This window comes from Streptococcus sp. 1171_SSPC (assembly GCF_001069335.1).
Classification (GTDB): domain Bacteria; phylum Bacillota; class Bacilli; order Lactobacillales; family Streptococcaceae; genus Streptococcus; species Streptococcus xiaochunlingii.
Window position 1 is genome coordinate 37,223 of sequence record NZ_JWAK01000007.1, and the last position, 18,732, is coordinate 55,954.

General features: G+C 36.7%; 21 protein-coding genes and 1 tRNA gene. 1 reads left to right on the forward strand and 21 read right to left on the reverse strand.

All coding sequences use genetic code 11. From position 1 onward, the window contains the following. Window positions 1-6: 6 nt before the first annotated feature. From rpmB to ADF75_RS00750, 13 genes are all read right to left on the reverse strand, one after another. Window positions 7-195: a 50S ribosomal protein L28 gene (gene rpmB, locus ADF75_RS00690; protein WP_001140948.1), complete on the reverse strand. Its 189-nt coding sequence runs from the start codon at window positions 193-195 to the stop codon at window positions 7-9. Window positions 196-313: 118 nt separating this feature from the next. Continuing rightward, entirely contained in the window at window positions 314-1,009 is a 696-nt protein-coding gene (locus ADF75_RS00695; protein ID WP_048788765.1) for a LiaF transmembrane domain-containing protein, read from the reverse strand. 4 nt (window positions 1,010-1,013) lie between these two features. Beyond that, window positions 1,014-1,460 carry a LytTR family DNA-binding domain-containing protein gene (locus tag ADF75_RS00700; RefSeq protein WP_048788766.1) on the reverse strand — a complete coding sequence of 149 codons (447 nt, stop codon included), beginning with the start codon at window positions 1,458-1,460 and terminating at the stop codon, window positions 1,014-1,016. A gap of 177 nt (window positions 1,461-1,637) precedes the next feature. Next, the gene (locus ADF75_RS00705) at window positions 1,638-1,949 is read right to left on the reverse strand and encodes a hypothetical protein (protein WP_048788767.1); all 312 of its coding nucleotides are present in this window, start codon (window positions 1,947-1,949) and stop codon (window positions 1,638-1,640) included. 316 nt (window positions 1,950-2,265) lie between these two features. Then, window positions 2,266-2,338: transfer RNA gene (locus ADF75_RS00710), tRNA-Thr, on the reverse strand. Window positions 2,339-2,384: 46 nt separating this feature from the next. After that, window positions 2,385-2,846 (reverse strand): GNAT family N-acetyltransferase, encoded by a 462-nt coding sequence (locus ADF75_RS00715; protein WP_048788768.1) that lies wholly within the window; start codon window positions 2,844-2,846, stop codon window positions 2,385-2,387. A gap of 38 nt (window positions 2,847-2,884) precedes the next feature. Continuing rightward, complete coding sequence (locus ADF75_RS00720; protein WP_048788769.1) at window positions 2,885-3,670, reverse strand: ABC transporter permease; 786 nt, start codon at window positions 3,668-3,670, stop codon at window positions 2,885-2,887. 1 nt (window position 3,671) lies between these two features. Then, entirely contained in the window at window positions 3,672-4,490 is an 819-nt protein-coding gene (locus ADF75_RS00725) for an ABC transporter permease (RefSeq protein WP_048788770.1), read from the reverse strand. A gap of 1 nt (window position 4,491) precedes the next feature. Further along, the gene (locus ADF75_RS00730) at window positions 4,492-5,484 is read right to left on the reverse strand and encodes an ABC transporter ATP-binding protein (RefSeq protein ID WP_048788771.1); all 993 of its coding nucleotides are present in this window, start codon (window positions 5,482-5,484) and stop codon (window positions 4,492-4,494) included. Window positions 5,485-5,843: 359 nt separating this feature from the next. Beyond that, complete coding sequence (locus ADF75_RS00735) at window positions 5,844-6,776, reverse strand: alpha/beta fold hydrolase (protein ID WP_048788772.1); 933 nt, start codon at window positions 6,774-6,776, stop codon at window positions 5,844-5,846. A gap of 393 nt (window positions 6,777-7,169) precedes the next feature. Then, window positions 7,170-7,481, reverse strand: coding sequence for a hypothetical protein (locus ADF75_RS00740; protein WP_048788773.1), 312 nt, complete (start codon window positions 7,479-7,481; stop codon window positions 7,170-7,172). 90 nt (window positions 7,482-7,571) lie between these two features. Beyond that, window positions 7,572-7,778, reverse strand: coding sequence for a hypothetical protein (locus ADF75_RS00745; protein ID WP_048788774.1), 207 nt, complete (start codon window positions 7,776-7,778; stop codon window positions 7,572-7,574). A gap of 120 nt (window positions 7,779-7,898) precedes the next feature. Beyond that, window positions 7,899-8,138 (reverse strand): hypothetical protein, encoded by a 240-nt coding sequence (locus ADF75_RS00750; RefSeq protein ID WP_048788775.1) that lies wholly within the window; start codon window positions 8,136-8,138, stop codon window positions 7,899-7,901. A 282-nt stretch (window positions 8,139-8,420) separates the two neighbouring features. On the opposite strand from ADF75_RS00750, the gene ADF75_RS00755 reads away from it, so the two are divergent. Continuing rightward, window positions 8,421-8,846, forward strand: coding sequence for a helix-turn-helix transcriptional regulator (locus ADF75_RS00755; RefSeq protein WP_048788776.1), 426 nt, complete (start codon window positions 8,421-8,423; stop codon window positions 8,844-8,846). A gap of 154 nt (window positions 8,847-9,000) precedes the next feature. Here the strand turns inward: ADF75_RS00755 and ADF75_RS00760 are convergent, their stop codons facing one another. The 8 genes from ADF75_RS00760 to lacD all read right to left on the reverse strand — a co-directional run bounded on the left by ADF75_RS00760 (window position 9,001) and on the right by lacD (window position 18,692). Continuing rightward, complete coding sequence (locus tag ADF75_RS00760; RefSeq protein WP_048788777.1) at window positions 9,001-9,909, reverse strand: hypothetical protein; 909 nt, start codon at window positions 9,907-9,909, stop codon at window positions 9,001-9,003. A gap of 401 nt (window positions 9,910-10,310) precedes the next feature. Next, window positions 10,311-11,813, reverse strand: a complete 1,503-nt coding sequence (locus ADF75_RS00765) for a DUF1097 domain-containing protein (protein ID WP_160312446.1) — start codon at window positions 11,811-11,813, stop codon at window positions 10,311-10,313. Between the two features lie 260 nt (window positions 11,814-12,073). Continuing rightward, window positions 12,074-12,655 (reverse strand): protein NO VEIN domain-containing protein, encoded by a 582-nt coding sequence (locus tag ADF75_RS00770; RefSeq protein ID WP_239665184.1) that lies wholly within the window; start codon window positions 12,653-12,655, stop codon window positions 12,074-12,076. 251 nt (window positions 12,656-12,906) lie between these two features. Continuing rightward, entirely contained in the window at window positions 12,907-14,313 is a 1,407-nt protein-coding gene (gene lacG, locus ADF75_RS00775) for a 6-phospho-beta-galactosidase (protein WP_239665185.1), read from the reverse strand. Window positions 14,314-14,526: 213 nt separating this feature from the next. Continuing rightward, a complete protein-coding gene (locus ADF75_RS00780; protein ID WP_048788780.1) occupies window positions 14,527-16,227 on the reverse strand; it encodes a lactose-specific PTS transporter subunit EIIC in 1,701 nt (566 codons plus the stop codon). Continuing rightward, on the reverse strand, window positions 16,227-16,544 hold the full coding sequence (locus ADF75_RS00785) for a PTS lactose/cellobiose transporter subunit IIA (RefSeq protein ID WP_048788781.1): 318 nt from the start codon (window positions 16,542-16,544) through the stop codon (window positions 16,227-16,229). Before ADF75_RS00785 ends, ADF75_RS00780 begins: the two co-directional genes overlap by 1 nt. 42 nt (window positions 16,545-16,586) lie before the next feature. Next, window positions 16,587-17,420: a PRD domain-containing protein gene (locus ADF75_RS00790; RefSeq protein WP_048788782.1), complete on the reverse strand. Its 834-nt coding sequence runs from the start codon at window positions 17,418-17,420 to the stop codon at window positions 16,587-16,589. Between the two features lie 291 nt (window positions 17,421-17,711). Further along, complete coding sequence (gene lacD, locus ADF75_RS00795) at window positions 17,712-18,692, reverse strand: tagatose-bisphosphate aldolase (protein WP_048689162.1); 981 nt, start codon at window positions 18,690-18,692, stop codon at window positions 17,712-17,714. Window positions 18,693-18,732: the final 40 nt, after the last annotated feature.

Consider the following 18,732-nt stretch of genomic DNA (forward strand, 5'->3'; position numbering starts at 1 on the left):
TCTTTATTAAACGCGTTCTACTTTACCAGATTTCAATGCACGAGCTGAAGCCCAAACTTTTTTAGGTTTACCATCGATAAGGACAGTTACTTTTTGAAGGTTTGGTTTTACGGCACGTTTGGTTTGGTTCATCGCGTGTGAACGGTTGTTTCCTGATACAGTCTTACGACCAGTAAAATAACATACTTTAGCCATTCTGTTTTGCCTCCTATTAGATCTAATATTACGGATGTGCTAGCACCACATACCGTACTATATTACCAAAAAAACTTTCTCTTGGCAAGACCTTTGAATAAGTTTTTCTTAGATCGGCTTATGAAAAGGAATTCTCACCTACATAGATGATTTCCAGATTCCCCAGCGAGACCTCTCCGACGATGTAAAAGTCTTTGCTGGTTAAATTGCTAGGATTTTCCTGGTGTTGGATGGCTGACAGAGAACTTTCTACATTGACATGAACCCGCCAGTCGCTCGGGACATAGAGACTCAAACTTCCAAGGGAGACATCCACCGCAAACTGAGCTGAGGGGCCTTCGATCCGGCAATTGTCAAAATAGATAGAAGCTTCTCCCAAGCTCACATCCGCACTTCCACCTGTAAAATTCTGATCATTCAAATACTTGGTCACTGTAGAGAAGGAGACATCGATGTCATTGCCAGCAGTTTGAGAAGATGTTCCTGCTGTGTAGGAGTTCCAAGTCGCTTTTGCTTTTTTGGAAGGCTTGAAGAGAATATTGAGACCGATCACCGCTAAAATAGAAGAAAAGATGACCACCGAATTGGATACTGGAAGAAAATGGTATTGGCCGTTAAGGGAGAAGAGGGCCAAAATCCCATATAGGAAGCCCCAACCAAAGTGGCGCTTCAAGAAACTAGAGAGGGAAAGGACTGCGAGCAAGACAACCCAAGCCAGCGTCCAGATACTGATCTCCCATTTTACAAAATAGCCTTGTAAGAGCACCAAGGCTGCTAGGAGGATTAAGAAAATCCCAATTAATTTATTTTTCATTTTGTTACCTCATTTCCTTTAACCGTTCTTTTAAGAGTTGATAATAGTGTCGGGACACGTGTACCTGCTTATGGGTTTGATAAAAGTTTACTGTACTGGTTCCCGAAAAAGATTTTTCGATGGAATAAATCTGCTTGGTATTGACGATGGTCGACTTGGAGATGCGACAGAAAGCAATCGGCAAGATTTCTTCCAATTCGTAGAGTTTTTGACGGACCTCATAAGCCTCTTCTCTGGTATGCCCATAGATCTTTTCACCATCTGTCTCAAAGAAGAGAATTTCTGACACATCTACAAAGTACTCGCTTCGATCCTTGTAAAAGGTCAAGGGCGTCATTTTTTGCTCCAAGATCAACTGTTGTAAGCGGGCGACATCCTCCGTCAATCGAGGAGCCCGAATGATCATTTCTGGCTCATCCATCTGCGGATCTAATTCGATACGAACTTTCATAGGACTCCTTTCTTAACCTTTGTTAGTAACATTATAACAGCTGTTCAAAATCTTACAAGACCTTTTCGGTAAGTGGTTCTTTTCAGCCCCTAAGTGGTTCTTTCAGACAGCTAAAAAGGACTCGGTCTGAAGAAATCTCTTCATACCAAGCCCCTGAAGCGAATAAAATTGGAAGCATTATTTTTCTTTCGGTGCGTCTGGAAAGAGAAAGCCAAGACCAAGACAAGCCAAGACACCCGCAGTAATCACGACCCCATTTGAAATCGGAAGAAGGTCATAGATGGCATTGGCAATGATGAAACCAATGATGGCACAAATCAAGCTGGACTTGTAGTCTTTCTTAAGTGCATTTTCAAGCGTAAAGAAAGCAAACAAGACAACTGGAACCAAGGGCCAAAGATTGGCATCTATTTTCGGATAACTAATGATACTAAAGGTGATGACGGCGAGAGCTGCAAGGATAAATCCAAACCCAATTAATTTTTTCATGATACTACCTCTTTTTGTAATTTTATCAGAAGACTAGCTTCTTTTGATAAACCTACTATAACAAACAGAAGCAAGAGTGACAAGGAAATTTGGATAAGTGGTCAAATTATTGGACTATCTGGTCACATGAACATGAATGAGCCAGATGAACTATCCATTTCTAGGGGATGGTTCCTCTCCTTCATGAAACCATTACAGTTCATAACAATTGAGAAAAGCAAAGATGAGTTTGAAAACTTTTAGAATGATTTGGTACAAAAAGCAATTCAACATCAAAAAAAGCCCGTCACAATGGGCTTTGTCTTGTATCAGTTGATGCCGAATGCAGGGATCGAACCTGTGACCTACGCGTTACGAGTGCGTTGCTCTACCAACTGAGCTAATTCGGCGATTACCTTCTCAGTATAGCACTCTGATAGCGGATGTCAAGCACTTTTAGTTGATCTTTTTAATCAAAATCTGACAAGGATTTTTAAGATCCCATAGTTGAGGAAAAATCTCTAATTTTTTAAAACCAAGACTGCGATAAAAGACATTTGTTCGGTCATAATCTTTATTTGAACCTTCTGCGACTATTTTGACCTGTAGGTAGTCCACTTGTTTGACTGCTTCTCTTTCTATAGTCGTAATTAATTCCCTTCCAATTCCTTGACCTTGGAATGATTTTTTCACGCCTAGACAGTCAATTTCAGCACAATCTTCACTCGAATATGATAAACTTATAAACCCTACTACATCACTTTCTTGATAAGCAGCCCAAACTCGTAAATCCTTAGCTCCTTCGATGTAGGCTTGCGTACTTTCTGGTATTCCAAACCATTCTGGCAAATCCTTTAAAACCTCGGCGACAACTGCCATTTTTTGCTCTTCATCCTTAACTTCTTTAATAACAAGCATCATAAGTTCCTTTCTTGATTTTAGTCTTACTTTAGCTCTTACGAACCTGCACTTTCGTATGCATCTAATCCCCTATCCCAGAGTTTCAGAGAGATGCAAAAGAAGATAATAGAAATCAGAAGCAAACCACCAATATTAAAGAGTCCATCCTTGCCCTGCAAGAAATAGCTGGCAGGATAGTAGGCCGTAAAGGCGAAAGGTACAATAAAGCTAATTAACCAACGAAGGAGCGAATTGTAAATGGAAATCGGGTACTTGGCAAAATCATTAAACATATAGAAAATGTAAATCATGGCACCTGACTGCTTGGTCCAAAAAGCGATACTGGCTGTTGCAATTTTCAAGGAAGTATAAATCAAGGTCGCAAAAGGAATACAAACTAGAAAAATCAGGAATTTTGGAAGAGTCCAAGCAATGCTAGTCGCCGTTGTCGCTAGTAAAATTCCACCGACCAAAAGTTCACCCAAGGCATCAATCTGAAAGGTCTCAACCAGAATATGAAATAGGGGATTGATAGGACGAGTCAGATACTTGTCAAATTCTCCTTTTCGGACTAGTCGTTGACCTAAAGCCCAGAGATTGTCAAAAAAGAGATGGTCCAAACCCTTAGGAATCAAGGAGAAGCCATAGATAAATGCTATCTCTTGAAAGCTCCAACCTTCTAGGGATGGAATGTGTTGAAAGATGACATTGAGAAATAAGAGGTTCAAGCCTTGAGTTAGAAAAACTCCCAGCACACCAACCACAAAATCCACCTTGTATTCCATGATTTGTTTGATGTATTGTCTGATAAAAATCAGATGCATACGTTGATATTTTTTCATACTAACCTCCCTGGATGGTGATAAAGGACTGGACTCGTTTCCAAATCAACTGAGACAAGCCCGCCATCACTAAGAGCCAGAAAAACTGTAGCAAAAGCGCCTGAAGAATCTGACTAGCATCGTATTTCCCAACAATGATCATAACCGGAGTGTAGATTAAAGATGAAAAAGGCAGGAAGGACAGAATATCTGAAACCACTTTGGGAAAGAAAGTCAAGGGAATTAAACTCCCAGACATAAAGGCCACTATGGAAGTCTTAAGTAGATTGGAACCCCATAGATTTTTAAATACAAAGGCTGAAAATCCAAAGCAGATATTGAAGAAAAAGTTAATCAGATAGGCCAGCGTCAAGCTAAATAGATATAGAATCGTTAATCCCAGCACTTCTACAATGCCTTGTCCAGATAATATTTTCATCAAGACAATAACACTTAAAAATGGCAGGCCAACAGAGATGAAAATCAACCACTTGGAACCAAGCTCGGTGAAAAGATAAGAGGCCGCAAAATGCACTGGTCTTAATAAGCGCATGATAATAGAGCCATCCTTGACCTCATCACCAATCATAAAGGAGCTATCAGACCTGGTCAAAAGATTGGTCACAAAACTCATGATGATGTAGAGGGTGATATCCGCCATACTGAAGCCCTGAATCAAAGGCTCCTGGGAGGAGTCAAAGACAGCCTTCCAGAGATAGAAAGCGACAAAAGCCCCCATGACATCGCCAATCCGATAGAGAATAAAGTTAACTCGATAGCTAATCAACTCCTGAATCCCTGCATTGATAAAGGGTTTATAACGTCTCCACAATTTGACCATCTTAGAGCTCCTTTCGATAGAAGCGACGGATAATATCTTCAATATCTGTATCTACCATCTTCAAATCACGGACTTCAAAATCAGATAAGGTTTGCTTGATAATATCGGCCGACTGGTAGCGGGAACTATCGAATTCAATATTGAGAGTATTTCCTTGTCTATCAATGGATATATCAGGTAAGCCTTCATAATGAGAGACGAGATGACTTTGACCTGGCGTCAGATCGAAGGAGAGAGTCTTCATCTTGCCAAAGGTCTCCTTGAGCTGGCTCACCGTCCCATCAAAAATCTCCTGCCCCTTGTCAATCATAAAAATCCGATCACAGAGTTGCTCAATATCGCTCAAGTCGTGAGTGGTCAAGAGAATAGTTGTCTCTTCCTCCTGATTAATCTGGGTGATAGCACGTCGAATGTTATCCTTGACCGACACATCCAAACCAATAGTCGGCTCATCTAAAAAGAGAACTTTGGGATTGTGAAGCAAGGAAGCCGCAATATCCGCCCGCATCCGTTGACCCAATGAAAGAGTCCGCACAGGATCCTTGATAAATTCCTTCAAATCCAAAACTTCATTCAAAAAGTCCATACGCTTATGGAAAAGCGAGTCTGGCACATCGTAAATCTCCTTCAAAACCGTGTAGGTCTCTTGCAGTGCCAAATCCCACCATAGCTGGGTACGTTGTCCGAAAACGACTCCAATATCCTTGACATAATCTTGGCGATTATCCTGGGGAATCTTGCCGTTAATCCGACAAAAGCCAGATGTGGGCTTCAAAATTCCTGTCAGCATTTTGATGGTTGTCGACTTTCCAGCACCATTTGCCCCGATAAATCCTAAAATCTGCCCTTTTGGAACTTCAAAAGTTAAATCCTTGACCGCTTCAAAGGTCTGCTTTTCAGGATGAATAAAGGAGCGCAAGGCTCCCTTTAACCCCGGCTCCTTAACTGTCTTCACAAAATTTTTCTGAAGATGTTCCACTTCTATCATTGCCATATCTATCTCCCTATCGTAAGAAGCAACATTGTATTTTTGACTACAAATATTCTAAATCCTTACTTTCTACACTTTTTCAATATTATTACAGAAGGCTTTATACCAACCTATTATAATCTAATAAAAATAGGACTGCAAGCGTTTGCTTATTGATTATGAAATTAGAGATTTCTCTCTTAAAATGAAACTTTTAATCAAAAATTCTGTTAAATAGTTTCCTTAAGACACCAAAAAAACCACCCTCACGAGAAGGTTTATTGTTAAGAAAAAGAATTTTTTTAATCGAGAAAATTAACGATTCTACTGTTAATCCTCCAGCATTTAATTATTATCATCAGTCTCAATGGATTTTTAAGCCCTCAATTATTCTCCAAAAATTCTTTAATGTGAGAAACAATAGCATCGCTTTGATAATGATAGAGGTCGTGAGGCGCATCCATATAGACGACTTGAACATTAGACTGATCGCTTGCAAATCTCTCTGCATAACGTTGCCACTCTGATTGGCTAAAGGTCGTGCCTTCACCGTTAGAAACCAGGAGTAAGGCTGGAATTTTCGGATTAATGCTAGATGGAACTTTCTTGGCATTTTCCTTTGCCAAACGGGATTCATGAAGCATGGCTTGTGACATCAACTGCTTATATGCTAGTAATTTATATTGTTGTCGTTCAGTTTCAGTCAGAGTTGGATTTTTTATATAAAAGGACTCAGGGAAATAGCGCAATAAGCCAATCTTACTGCTCCAATAAGCCACAGTAAGCAAGGCCTGATTATCCTTTAAATCCTCATAACTTGCTGGTAATGCCCAATCCAGACCAACCAAGGCTTTCACTTCATTAGGATATTTCTCTTGCCAAGCAAGGCTCTCAAGGCTAGCCATTGAATGAGAAACAATCACATAAGGCCCCGAAACATGAGCTTGCGCCAAAGCTTGACGGGTCTCAGAAAGGACCTCCATCACATCTCTTGAACGATCACTATCTTCACTAAAACCATATCCTGCTCGCTCCACGACAACAACTTTGTATTTTTTGGATAGGGAATCTGATAGATTCTTAAAGTCTAGGATAGGGGAGGCGATGCCAGCACCTGAAAGTAACACGATTGTTTCAGGCCCTTCTCCAGTAATCGAGACATTCATTTGATGGCCATTGACCGTAACCTGTTTACCTATGGGTGTGAGTAGCTTCCCTTCTTTTTGCAAACTGACTTGATGAAACATAAATGTAGCACCTAAAAAGAGAATAAGAAAGCCACAAAGGATCCAACTCCACTGTTTAAATTTTTTCATAGCGTTATTGTACAAGTTTTAGAGAGTTTTAGCAATATGACTTAGATATTTTTGTTGCAATAATAAAAGAGATAAATAATCATCTCCAACACCAACAAAAAAGGCTTATCCTTACGGATAAACCTCTAATTAATAACGTTTCAAGCAAGATTAAGCTTTGTTTTCTGAATATAGTTGATTAATTGCCGTACTTCCCATTATATTGTAAACCTCTATATTATCGTAAGACCTGGTTTGGAAAGCATTATTTTCAATTGATTTAAAAATAGCTTCATAACAGTATTTAAGGGCATCCTTACGCAACTAAAATTTCAAAAAATTGATATTAGCTTGATAATTTAGGGAAGTTCCAGTATGGTTTTGAAGCTCTTCATTATAACTATATACAGGTTTTCATTTTTTAAAGAATTCTTTCCCAAAAACGTCCTTAAGCCATGAACTAGTATAATCATACCTATCACCAAACCTTATAATAGTCAAATCTTGAACCTCAGTGGCAGCAACCGATATTTTTATTTCTCTTGGAAAATGTAACTGGCGCAGATTTAGTTTTGTTTTAAGATAAATATCCCCAAACATTTCATCACTGCCTATCACTTTTCCATATTTACTTGCAATTTTGAGACATTTAGAAAACACTTCTTTTTTTGTGCCGGTAACAGACAATAAATTTCTATTTATAAAAATGTACGGTATTAACTTCATTCTTACACTTTCTTATGTGATTTTTTAAGACTGTTATAAATATCTAACAAGGGGACGGACGAAGAGGCGATAGGAGTTTTTCAAAGGTATTTATAATCCTAATCGTTCAGAATCCCAGTTTCCATATTCGTCATACCCAAATCCATCAGGATCCATTGCATCAATTCCACATTGCTCTAGAAACCTAGAACAGTCATGACAATAATAAGACTCATAGCTTTCATCGCTACCTTCCCAATCAATTTCATGCTTGGAAAACAACTCACCACACTCACTACATTCGTATAATTTTGACATAATATAAACTCCTATTTTTAATAAACAAGTATATGAAGCTTCTACATTATCAGACTCAGCCTGATCCATAGCAAATACTGTTACTTCGACTATTTTTATTAACGAAATTAAAGGATCATCTTACTTTTCTCTTAAACAGTTTACAACAGAAAATGCATTGACTATCCCAATTTTATGTTTTTTATTAAGCAATTTTACACATTCAGAGAAACTCAAGTTGTTCTCTTTTATAAATTCAATTTCTTCCCCACCATTCTTAATCATATAATCTGTAAATTTTGATGCAATAATATATCTTCTAACAACAAAATAGATCATTCCAATAATCAACACAATATTAAGCATTACTTGTAAATTCATTCTGACTTTCCTCCTATAATGGAACGGCAGGGTATACACTACCTCAAAAAACTTCTGGTCATGCTTCTGACACAGAAACTAGAACAAACATATGACTCACTTTATTTTTAATAAGCTAATCATAACTTTATTCCTCACTTTCTTAAGAATACCGATATTATAGTCCATTGTTTTTCTTTTGTCAATTATTTTTTATTTAAATTATATTTTTGACACAAACAATGCTTTTTTATAGTCCAAATTTCTGTTATAATGTAAATACAGAATTGTAGGTGCCGTGAAATGAAAAAAGAAAAATATCCCTCAAATGAGAGAACAAGACAAATACTGCAAGACAATTTAAAGTCTATCAGAGAAATATTAAATTGGACAAGTGAAGATTTAGGTAATCTTATTGGTGTCACTAAACAAACTATTAGTAATCTAGAAACAAAAAATAGCAAACTAACCAAACTACATTACATTGCAATACGAACAGTAGTTGATTTTGAAATTGAAAAACTAAAGTCAACCGACTCTGATCGAGCTAAGCGTGCTGAAATGTTATTAGAAGTATTGTCTAAAGCTGAAGCAGAAAATCTAGATTTTGATGAAATCTCTCAGGCTTCTAAATTAATTGTATCCTCTAAGTCTGCTGCTATTGCAGGTACTATAATTGGTGCACTGATCCCTTTTGTTGTCAATGGATTTAATAAAAAAAATAGATAACAGTGAACTGTACCCCAAAAGTTATACAGAAAAAATCTAACTTTTGGGGTATTTTTATTATGAGATTAATGTATGATAATAAATTTTAGATTTATGAACTCAAATTAAAAATTTTTATAAACTTGGATGAGTAGATTTTAAATACCCCCCTACACTAAATAACAGAAACTCTTCCAATAAAGCAAAAATTTAAAAGATCTTTAAATTTTTCCTGTTCTTCTGAACTTGATAAGTAAAAGTCTAAATCGTATTTTTCATACTCCACTATAGCTGTCTCAAAATTTTTATACAATCCATGCTCTGCTAAACTAACGTTCATATTTTTTAAGACTGATGTTAACAGAGCATAAGCATTAGTATATTCTCTCAGTTTAAGAGGTAAATCATCTGGACAAAAGTCTTCTTCGTACTCAACAATTTCTTCCTCAGAAGGATAATTCATATTTTGAAACTGTTCTTGATTACTGGTCAACCAAGATCTAGCTTTATTAACCCCTCTAGTTTTCACAATTGATAAAAGAAATTTGTCTAACAATTGAATGTTATCAAAACCTTTTACTTCTACCAATTTTTTTAACGTTCTAAATCTAATTTCCGGAGGTAATAAGGAGAAAAAAGATAAAACATTTTTATCTGATTTTAAATTCAGACCATACTTCAAAAAATATTGAACAAACAAATATGAAAATAAATCCCAAATTGAATTCTCTGCTTCAATTAACTCATCAATTCCTGCGTTTAATATATTCCTAGTATGCGTGTGTTTGTTCCCGATTTCTCTTAATCTATTTATAGTTTTTTCAAAGTCTTTAACAATTAGTTTATCAATTTTATTATATTGTTCCGTTACTTTATTCTTTCCGTTTTTTTTGTTGGTAGTTATATCCCCCAATTCCAATGGTTCGCCTGCCCCTAAATCTAAAAATTTACGGGCCAGTATCTCAGTCAATTTTCTTAGTAGTACAATTTTACTTCCATAACTAATCTCTGAATAATAGATATCACAAATTAAATTAGATAAAATTAATTCATAATCTTGATTATCAAAAGAAGCAATTCCCATATCTTATCCTTTCTAAAAAAAGCATATGAGCTGAGCTCATATGCTATATGTTTCTCTATTGATTCTATGACTTTACTTCATTAGCTAGTCTAGCAAGAGTAATTTCCTTATGCGAATCAATAGAAACTGTTACAAGCTCAAATAGAGCTAAAATAACTTTTGTCCAATCGACATTCATTATTTCGTCCTCCTTCTAGGCACTTCCTATGCCAAAAACCAAGAACTTGTAACAATTGTATCTTATTAAAATAATACAAATTTGTCAAATTTTTATAGGATATCTTTCCGAAAAATGTATCTTTTCCGGAAAGTTTTAGCCATTATCGTATCTATTTTTCATGTATATTACCGACAATTTTGCAGAACAATTATAAATAATTGGATATTATATGATTGAATAACTACTTAATCTCAATATATGTTTTTTTATTTCCATCCTCATCTTTCATATCTATAATTTTTGTCATTTTATTAAGCTCACCAACTATATTATGTTTTTCATCTTTAATCGTCATGGAAACTTTATCATATTTATAATTCGTAACTATAGGAAACACTTTTTTAAGTGATCTGGTAGAGTTAAAGTACTGAATATTATCTTTTACGTGACTTATTTTATCCTCAAAGAAATAAATCCTATCTGTAGTCTGTCCACTATTATTGTAGTAAAAAACACCATTTGGTACTTTTTTCATATCTACATCCAAGAGCAAATTTGATAAAACAAGAACTGAGAAAAACATAGAAACAATAATTAAAACTGTTAAATCGAGTTGTCCAAGTATTATCTTTCTTGTACGTTTATCTATTTTTTCAAACTTATTTAAAATATTTGATTCATTATGTATAAAGTAATCATTATCTACTTTCACTATATCATTAGAAATCACTTTAATTGATCTATTAGTGTTTAAAGAGAGCCATGACTCTTTTGACAATATAAATTTATCACGTATCTTTTGAGATTCATTTTCAGTACTACTATTTTGTTTTTTCAATAAAAAAACACTTTTATCAATATTCCATTTCCTTTTGCTACACCTTATTTTATAATATTTCCCATTACTAATCGATAAATTTTCAATCTCCTTAACTTTTCCTATCAGACTTCTTGTAACTTTAGTTAAAAATATATCTTTGTATTCTATAAAAACAATCCAACCTAAAGTAATAAAAATTAGTTTTAATATTCCAGAAAAGAAAGTATATATCGAAAAAAATTCTTGAGAAGCCTCCTCGTAATGAGAGGAGGTCATTTTATTAACTAAGTAAATAAAATTATTACTCACTGAAATTTTTTCCGAAAATAATAATGAAATATATAAAATTGGAATATATATAATAGTTGAATATTTAATTCTACTCAATTTTTCCTTGATCTTTTCATTATTATCTATTTTATCCCTATATTTTTCTGGAAAAAAATATTTTATATCTATACTTGTAAATTGAGTCGTAATCGTTCCAAATATTAACATTAAAAATGTCCAACTCAAAGGTGAGTTTTCTATACCGATTAGTGAACTGAAAATTATTAATATTGAAGAAAAGCCAATCACTATCCATGGAGAAATTCCAATTAATTGATATACAAATCGAAATAGAAATAAAACAACTAAACAAATTAAAAGTCCAATTATAATAGTTACTATTGTTTTTACGTTCAATATAAAAATTTCTATTAAATGTAAGTTAATATTTATTACTTTGAAATCCTCTACAATTAACAGTCCAATTGATATATAATATAGAAAACAAATTAAAATATTTATAAACTTCTTTTTTGAAAAGATTATAGCGGGTCTTTTTAACTGTTGAAATATGTTTCCAAGCTCTTCCCTATCCGTTTGAGCACTGACACGAATAAAATAAAAGAAAAGGACTAGGTTAATCATAGTCACCATGACCAACTCTATATTGTTATATATCAAAAATTTAAATAATAATAATGACATTAACATTAATGTTATGTATATTACAATACCATTGACAAGTATTGTTAAAAAGAAATTTGGTAACATTGGTTGAGTTATAAAAGTTTTTTTGAAAAAATTCATTATATTATCCCTATCTTTTAAATTAGCAGTCTATGATACTATTTCAATTTAAATATTAAAATAATGACAAAACCTAAAATGGCTCTATACACAATCACTTAAAACTACTATTTTTGAAACACTACTACCTTCGTTGTTTCAAGTATAAACTTCTCATCATCTACAGGCCCCTTATATATTTTAATTTTACAGTCTTTTGTTTTAACCTGAAGATCATAGACTCTATAAATTTGATAATCATAGTTTGTGTTCAATGACGCTTCTATTTCATTTCGAGTCATCTCAAAACCATCTACATAGCTACTCGTTGTTGTTTTTACTTCGACATGGATCTCCTTTCCATCCTTGTCCCAATACCGAATATCGTAACCTAGACCATCACCTTCTTCTATAGAGACATGTACTGGAGTAGCTAATCCTTCTTGTTGGGCTAGTTTCATCAAAAAATCAAAAACTATTTCCTCCCCTAAAGCACCAATTTTATTTTTTGATTTCTGAATATTTTGTGATCGATTTTTACCTTCATCTTCAAAAGTTATGTTGAATCCATCATTCTTATTTGTCTGTATTTTCAGGATTTCATTAAAGGTTGGATTTGTAAAGATAAATTTTAACTCCTCGATCGTTTCAAGTTCTTCCTTTAACTGTTGAAAGGCAAACATCGAAAACGTTGCAGCAGCAATCTTCACCTTACTTCCAGGCTTTATTTATTTCTTTAATTCATCTCCTAGACGAATACTCCAATTATCAATCTCCATTATAACATCCTAATATTAACTCAACAATTTAATTATATCATGTAAAAACTATATTGGCCCTTCAAACAAAAAATTATTACTAGAAATGATTGAATTGTTTTGTTTACAATAAACACTTTTCCAAATAAGAGAACCAAAAAAGACCTACCCTTACGGATAAGCCTTCTTACATGTTTATTTCTTTATTCAATCACTTGGCTTTCTGCTACTTTCTTGTACCAATGTGCAGATTTCTTAGGATAACGTTCTTGCGTTTCAAAGTCCACATAAAAGAGACCATAGCGTTTTTCGTAACCATTTGACCAAGAGAAGACGTCCATGAGGGACCAGATGAAGTAACCTTTGACATTGGCTCCATCCGCAATAGCATCGGACAAGACTTCCAAGTGTTGCTTCACATAATCAATCCGGCCATCATCGTAAACAGTGTTGTCCACAAACTCATCTTTGTATCCCAGCCCGTTTTCGGTGATGTAGATCTTTTTGTAGTTTGGATAATCTTTCTTAACACGCATGATTTGATCATACAAACCTTGAGGGTAGATGATCCAGTCCCAGTCAGTGCGAGGTACATAGTCAGGAGCTACACGACGACCAACACCTTTAATTTGGTACTTAGAGCTTCCTTTTTCCCCTTTACCGTTGTGGATGATTTCAGTTTCACCATCAAATGCTTCCATCCAATCACTCATGTAGTAGTTAATTCCAAGGAAGTCATTCAGGTCTTTAGCTGCTTCAAGTGCCACAAAGTCTTCGTCTCGAAGATCCAACTCACCACCATTAACTGAAAGAATGTGGTTTACACCTTCCATGGTTTTATCGGAATAGTGTCCAAGGTAAGTAGCATCCAAGATAAATTTGTTGTGGATGATATCTTCCAATTCAGCCGCCCGAATGTCTGCTGGATTTTCTGGATCCAACGGATACTTAGTTGGAAGAGCGTGCACAACTCCAATTTCACCTTCATACCCTTTGTCTTTATACAATTTCACAGCACGTGCATGAGAAACCATCATATTGTGGTGTGATTGGAAAACTTTGGCAAGGTCATATTGAATACCTGGTGGGAATTTACCGACCAAGTATTGACCATCACCGATTGGGCCGATTTCATTGAAGGTTGTCCAGTAGTTGACTTCTGGGAATTCTTCAAAACAGAAAGCAGCATAATCTACGAAGTGTTCGATATTTTCACGATTCAAGAAGTCTCCGTTTGAGTGAAGAGCTTCAGGAGTATCAAAGTGGTGAAGAGTTACGAATGGTTCTACATGACGTTTGTGGCATTCCGCAAATAACTTATGATAGAATTCTACCCCTTTTGGATTGACTTCACCATAGCCAGTTGGGAAAATACGTGACCAAGCAATAGAAATACGAATTCCGTTTACGCCATATTCTTCAGCCAACTGTAAGTCTACTGGATATTTATGGTAGAAATCGCTTGCTGGTTCTGCTGTATACCAATAGTTATCAGCTAAGTATTTGTCCCAAGCAACTGGTCCTTTTCCGTCAGTATAGGTAGCTCCTTCTGCTTGATAGGCAGCCGTTGCCCCTCCAAAAATAAAATCTTTAGGAAGTGTTTTTGTCATTTTTTCACCTATTTCTTGATTGGATATAATGAAAAGTGAGGGGAGAGGAGTTAGTGAGCCATCCATCTCCATCTCACTTCTTGTTCCAAGCCACCGAATTGTGACATGAGGAGGTAAAAACGATATATTTTTACCGACGAATTAACAAGTCGATTAGGAAAATCGCCATAGCGATTTCCGTTACGATAGGAGACTGTTTCACAGTCCCTATCGTTAATCGAATTGAGCTTGAACAAAGGCTAGAGCACCTTGTCCATCGCGTGTCAATTTAATGTACTGAGCACCTTCTGTCTTCGCCAATTTGATGCCTAGTTTATCTGTTTCAGCCTTCATATCTTCATAGTTTGAAGCTACTTGAGGGGCAAGGATAACAAGGTCAAATTCTGGCAACATTTCACGGTGAGCACCGTAACCACCTGCAGCAGCCTTCACAGGAACATTGTATTCTGCCGCAGCCTTGTTCAAGGCGTTGGCAAGGAGTCCACTAGTACCGCCACCGGCACAGAGAACCAAGACATTAGTTTCTTCTGTAATGGTATTTTCAGCTGGTGCATCTTCAACACCTGCTTTTTCAAGAATAGCGTCTGCTTTAGCAGTGTTAAAGTTTGCAGCGACTTTTTCTTTCAAATCATCATTGGCTTTACCAGAGCGCTCTTCTTCAAGAATTTGCTCATCGTAAACCTTCACAAATGGGTAGTAAATAACCACGTCTACTACTACTAGAAGAGCTGCAAGGATGAAGGAGAGAACTTGGAAGTTTGTACCAAGGACAATCCCCAAAGGTCCAGGAGTAACCCATGGAAGGTTAGCCGTGAAGGAGTTCATTCCCAAGGTATCAACAAAGAATTTGAAGATCCAAACGTTGGCAATTGGTGCAAAAATGAATGGAATAAAGAAGATCGGATTCAATACGATAGGTGCACCAAACAAGATTGGTTCGTTTACACCGAAGAATGTAGGAACAACAGAAGCACGTCCGATTGCACGGTTCCGTTCTGATTTACACAACCACATGAATAGGAAGGGAACAATCAAGGTTGCACCAGTACCACCCATGGTAACGATAAACATTTGAGTACCAGAAGTAATAACCTTATCTGCATGTTGACCAGCTTGAGACAGAGCCAAGTTGGCATCGATATTTGCGTAAGTGATCGCTGCAATCGCAGGCTCTACGATAGAAGGGCCGTGGATTCCCACAAACCAGAAGAAAGCATACGCACCAAAAATAAGCGTGATTCCAAGATAGCCATCTGCTGCTGAGAAGAGAGGCGCAAGGAGGGTACCAATAGATTCAGCTACTGTTACACCCAGACTTCCCTTCACAATCAATTCAAGTCCATAAAGGAGAACAACAGATACAGTGAATGGGATCAAGTCTTTAAATACTTGAGAGATATTTGGTGGAACTTCGTCTGGCATGCGAATAGTCACATTATTTTTCACGCAGACTTTATAAACATTAACAGTGACAAAGGCTGCGATAAAGGCTGTCAAAAGACCTTTTGTTCCCATAAAGGCAGTCAGAAAACCTCCTTCTTTCGCTGGTTCAGCTGCCATTAAAAGGAATCCAACCATAGAAGCCAACATGGTTGACAAGAAGTTGATCTGGTTTGTTGCAGGTAGGTCACGGTTGACAGAATCTGTCAGAGCTTTGGCTGTAGTTCCACCTACGAAGAAAGCCAGAATTCCCATCGAATAGCTATAAGGTGTCATCAAGAAGTTTTCAATTTCTTTTGACCAATGGAAGCCCCATGCATTTGGAACATAGGCAATCAAGATAAAGATAGATGAGAATAAGATGACTGGCATCCCTGCGATAAACCCATCACGGATGGCACGCAAATATTTATTGCGAGAAATCTTCTCGAAGAAAGGTTTTCCTTTCTCAATCAATTCAATTAATTTATGCATTATTTTGCTCCTCTTTTGTATAGTTCAATGAGATGATGAATCACATCTTTTAATAGGATTGTTGTCATTAAGTGGTCCTGCCCATGCATCATGGTAATGCTGTAGGGGAGGTCTTCTCCTGCTGCTTCTTGCGCTAGCATAGTTGTTTGAGATTTGTGAGCCTCTGCGATACAGCTTCCTGCTTCTTCTACCAAGCTTTCAGCCTGAGCGAATTCACCCTTTTCAGCCGCCTTAAGGGCTTCCAAGAGTTTAGAGCGAGCATCCCCTGCATACGCAACGATCTCGAAACCTAATAATGTCATTTCTTCTTTGGTCATGACCAATTCCTCCAATTTGAATTTCTTAATATTTAATAGTTGTTACAATAAGCGTTGAATGTGTAAGACCAAGTAGACCCGTTCACTCTTGTACAAGTCAACCCCGGTCTCCCTAGAAATTACATCATAAATCTTGGAACCAATCTCAAAAGCTAATGGATAAGAACTTTTGATATGTTCCTCCATATCTAAAAGCGATTGATTATCATCGCGATTGCGATCTAGGTAATCCAAGAAGTAGTTGAGATGAATCATGAAGCGATCATAAAAATTGTTGTTGGCTTCAGTCCGTTTGATTGAATAACTATTCAGAACCTCTTCCACGCCTTTTAAGATTTCTTTGCGTTGGTCCATGGAATCTACGACTTCTACTTCATTTTCACCTTCTGCGTTGATGAAGTGATACGCAATGCGAGTGACCTCATCTTCGGGGAAGCTAGTCGTGAGCTTATCCCGATAAATATCAACTGCCTCTTTAGCAATCTCAAAAGCCACTGGATAGTTTTCTGAGATATCCAAAAGATTACTTTCCTTATACCTACCTTGAGTCACTGCCTGGTAAGAGCAAAACATGTGGTCGGTCAAGGTCACATAGATATATTCTTGAACAGGGTAGTGATACTTTTTGCTCAAGTAATCAATCATCTCGTAGGTCACTGTGATGAAGTCTAAAGGAACGTCTTTTAGCAGGGTCATAAAGTTCTCTCTGGATTCCTCTGTTTTCATCCGAAAGAGTTTTTCTACCTTTTCTTTTGGAACTAGGTCACCCTTCTTTTTCCCAAAAACAATTCCTTTTCCAATGACAATCAGTTCTTCCCCTTTGTCATTTCTCACCAGAGCAACATTGTGATTGAGTGGATTTAAAATCCGATACATGGTACTCTCCTTACTAGTTTATTCAAGGTTTGAGGTATAAAAAATGATCACAAATGAGATTAGAGAGAGTCTTCCCTAATTCATCTGTGATCATGCGTAATCTAACTTACTAACACTCACCTTGTATTCACTTATGGATTAAGTATAGCACACGCTTTTGTTTTTGTAAACCCTTTCTTAACAACTTTTTAACTTTTTTGTTTTTTTCTAACAAATAGCTGTTTATCGTTGTATTCTCTGAGCTATTCAAGGAAATTCGAACGCCCATCGTTAAAGGGGTGGTCTACACTGTTAAATACGCTCTTTCCAAGAAGTTGCGACTTGGTCCAAGACTTGGTTAAGTTCTTCAATGTTGCGACGACCTTCGGTACGCAACCATTCACGAGCTGCTGCTTCGCCATTCTTGATGTAGGCTTCTACAGATCCAGCCCAAGTTGCACGACCACAAAGGACCCCGTTGAAGTTCGCGCCTGCTTCATGCGCAAAGACGAGGGTTTCTTGGAAAAGTTTGGCAGAAACACCTGCACTCAAGTAGATGTATGGAAGGTTAGTTGCTTCTTCTTGTTCTTTAAAGAAGGCAGCAGCTTCTTCACGGCTATGAACGATTTCTCCATCTCCAAAACCTTCAACGTATTTGACATTGACTGGCACTTCTACCTTCAAGACATCGATGTTGAAGCGTGGGTCTGAGAAGACTTTCATAGCTTCGATGACCTTACGAGGTTTTACTTTCGCATATTCTACAGATCCGGCATCCGCAATAGTTTCATCATAAGCCAAGATTTCAAGGAAGAATGGAATTTCTTCTGCAGCACATTCTGAACCAATGCGTTCGATGTAGGCTTGTTTTTCTTGGTTGAGTTCTTCTGCACTATCCACATCATAGTAGAGCAAGAATTTCACTGCATCTGCGCCCTGTTCTTTGATGCGTTTAGCTGACCAAAGGTTAAGGCAGTCTGGCAGACGTTTTGTGCTAGAAGTGTCGTAGCCAGTTTTTTCATAAGCCAACAAGAGACCTGCTTCTGCATCCAAGACCTTGGTCGCTGGAAGGCCATACTCAGGGTCCAAGAGCATAGAAGATGCGAATGGCGTCAATTCTTCAGCCACCAAGACCTTCAATTCTTCCATTTGAGCTACTGTTGGTTCTGTGTCTTGATATTGAGCCATGAGGCGTTTCAAGGCACCACGTTGGTCAAAGGCCAAGGCTGAGATCACACCCTCTTTGGTGCTCAATTTTTCTAAATAGTTGCGTTTTTGTTCTGTTAATACCATCTTATACCTCTTTTACAATTATATTCTGATACAAATCATC

Excerpts from the sequence above, each read along its gene's own strand:
- rpmB (WP_001140948.1), bottom strand. The coding sequence starts at position 195 with ATGGCTAAAGTATGTTATTTTACTGGTCGTAAGACTGTATCAGGAAAC.
- ADF75_RS00695 (WP_048788765.1), bottom strand. The coding sequence starts at position 1,009 with ATGAAAAATAAATTAATTGGGATTTTCTTAATCCTCCTAGCAGCCTTG.
- ADF75_RS00700 (WP_048788766.1), bottom strand. The coding sequence starts at position 1,460 with ATGAAAGTTCGTATCGAATTAGATCCGCAGATGGATGAGCCAGAAATG.
- ADF75_RS00705 (WP_048788767.1), bottom strand. The coding sequence starts at position 1,949 with ATGAAAAAATTAATTGGGTTTGGATTTATCCTTGCAGCTCTCGCCGTC.
- ADF75_RS00715 (WP_048788768.1), bottom strand. The coding sequence starts at position 2,846 with ATGCTTGTTATTAAAGAAGTTAAGGATGAAGAGCAAAAAATGGCAGTT.
- ADF75_RS00720 (WP_048788769.1), bottom strand. The coding sequence starts at position 3,670 with ATGAAAAAATATCAACGTATGCATCTGATTTTTATCAGACAATACATC.
- ADF75_RS00725 (WP_048788770.1), bottom strand. The coding sequence starts at position 4,490 with ATGGTCAAATTGTGGAGACGTTATAAACCCTTTATCAATGCAGGGATT.
- ADF75_RS00730 (WP_048788771.1), bottom strand. The coding sequence starts at position 5,484 with ATGGCAATGATAGAAGTGGAACATCTTCAGAAAAATTTTGTGAAGACA.
- ADF75_RS00735 (WP_048788772.1), bottom strand. The coding sequence starts at position 6,776 with ATGAAAAAATTTAAACAGTGGAGTTGGATCCTTTGTGGCTTTCTTATT.
- ADF75_RS00740 (WP_048788773.1), bottom strand. The coding sequence starts at position 7,481 with ATGAAGTTAATACCGTACATTTTTATAAATAGAAATTTATTGTCTGTT.
- ADF75_RS00745 (WP_048788774.1), bottom strand. The coding sequence starts at position 7,778 with ATGTCAAAATTATACGAATGTAGTGAGTGTGGTGAGTTGTTTTCCAAG.
- ADF75_RS00750 (WP_048788775.1), bottom strand. The coding sequence starts at position 8,138 with ATGAATTTACAAGTAATGCTTAATATTGTGTTGATTATTGGAATGATC.
- ADF75_RS00755 (WP_048788776.1), top strand. The coding sequence starts at position 8,421 with ATGAAAAAAGAAAAATATCCCTCAAATGAGAGAACAAGACAAATACTG.
- ADF75_RS00760 (WP_048788777.1), bottom strand. The coding sequence starts at position 9,909 with ATGGGAATTGCTTCTTTTGATAATCAAGATTATGAATTAATTTTATCT.
- ADF75_RS00765 (WP_160312446.1), bottom strand. The coding sequence starts at position 11,813 with ATGGTGACTATGATTAACCTAGTCCTTTTCTTTTATTTTATTCGTGTC.
- lacG (WP_239665185.1), bottom strand. The coding sequence starts at position 14,313 with ATGACAAAAACACTTCCTAAAGATTTTATTTTTGGAGGGGCAACGGCT.
- ADF75_RS00780 (WP_048788780.1), bottom strand. The coding sequence starts at position 16,227 with ATGCATAAATTAATTGAATTGATTGAGAAAGGAAAACCTTTCTTCGAG.
- ADF75_RS00785 (WP_048788781.1), bottom strand. The coding sequence starts at position 16,544 with ATGACCAAAGAAGAAATGACATTATTAGGTTTCGAGATCGTTGCGTAT.
- ADF75_RS00790 (WP_048788782.1), bottom strand. The coding sequence starts at position 17,420 with ATGTATCGGATTTTAAATCCACTCAATCACAATGTTGCTCTGGTGAGA.
- lacD (WP_048689162.1), bottom strand. The coding sequence starts at position 18,692 with ATGGTATTAACAGAACAAAAACGCAACTATTTAGAAAAATTGAGCACC.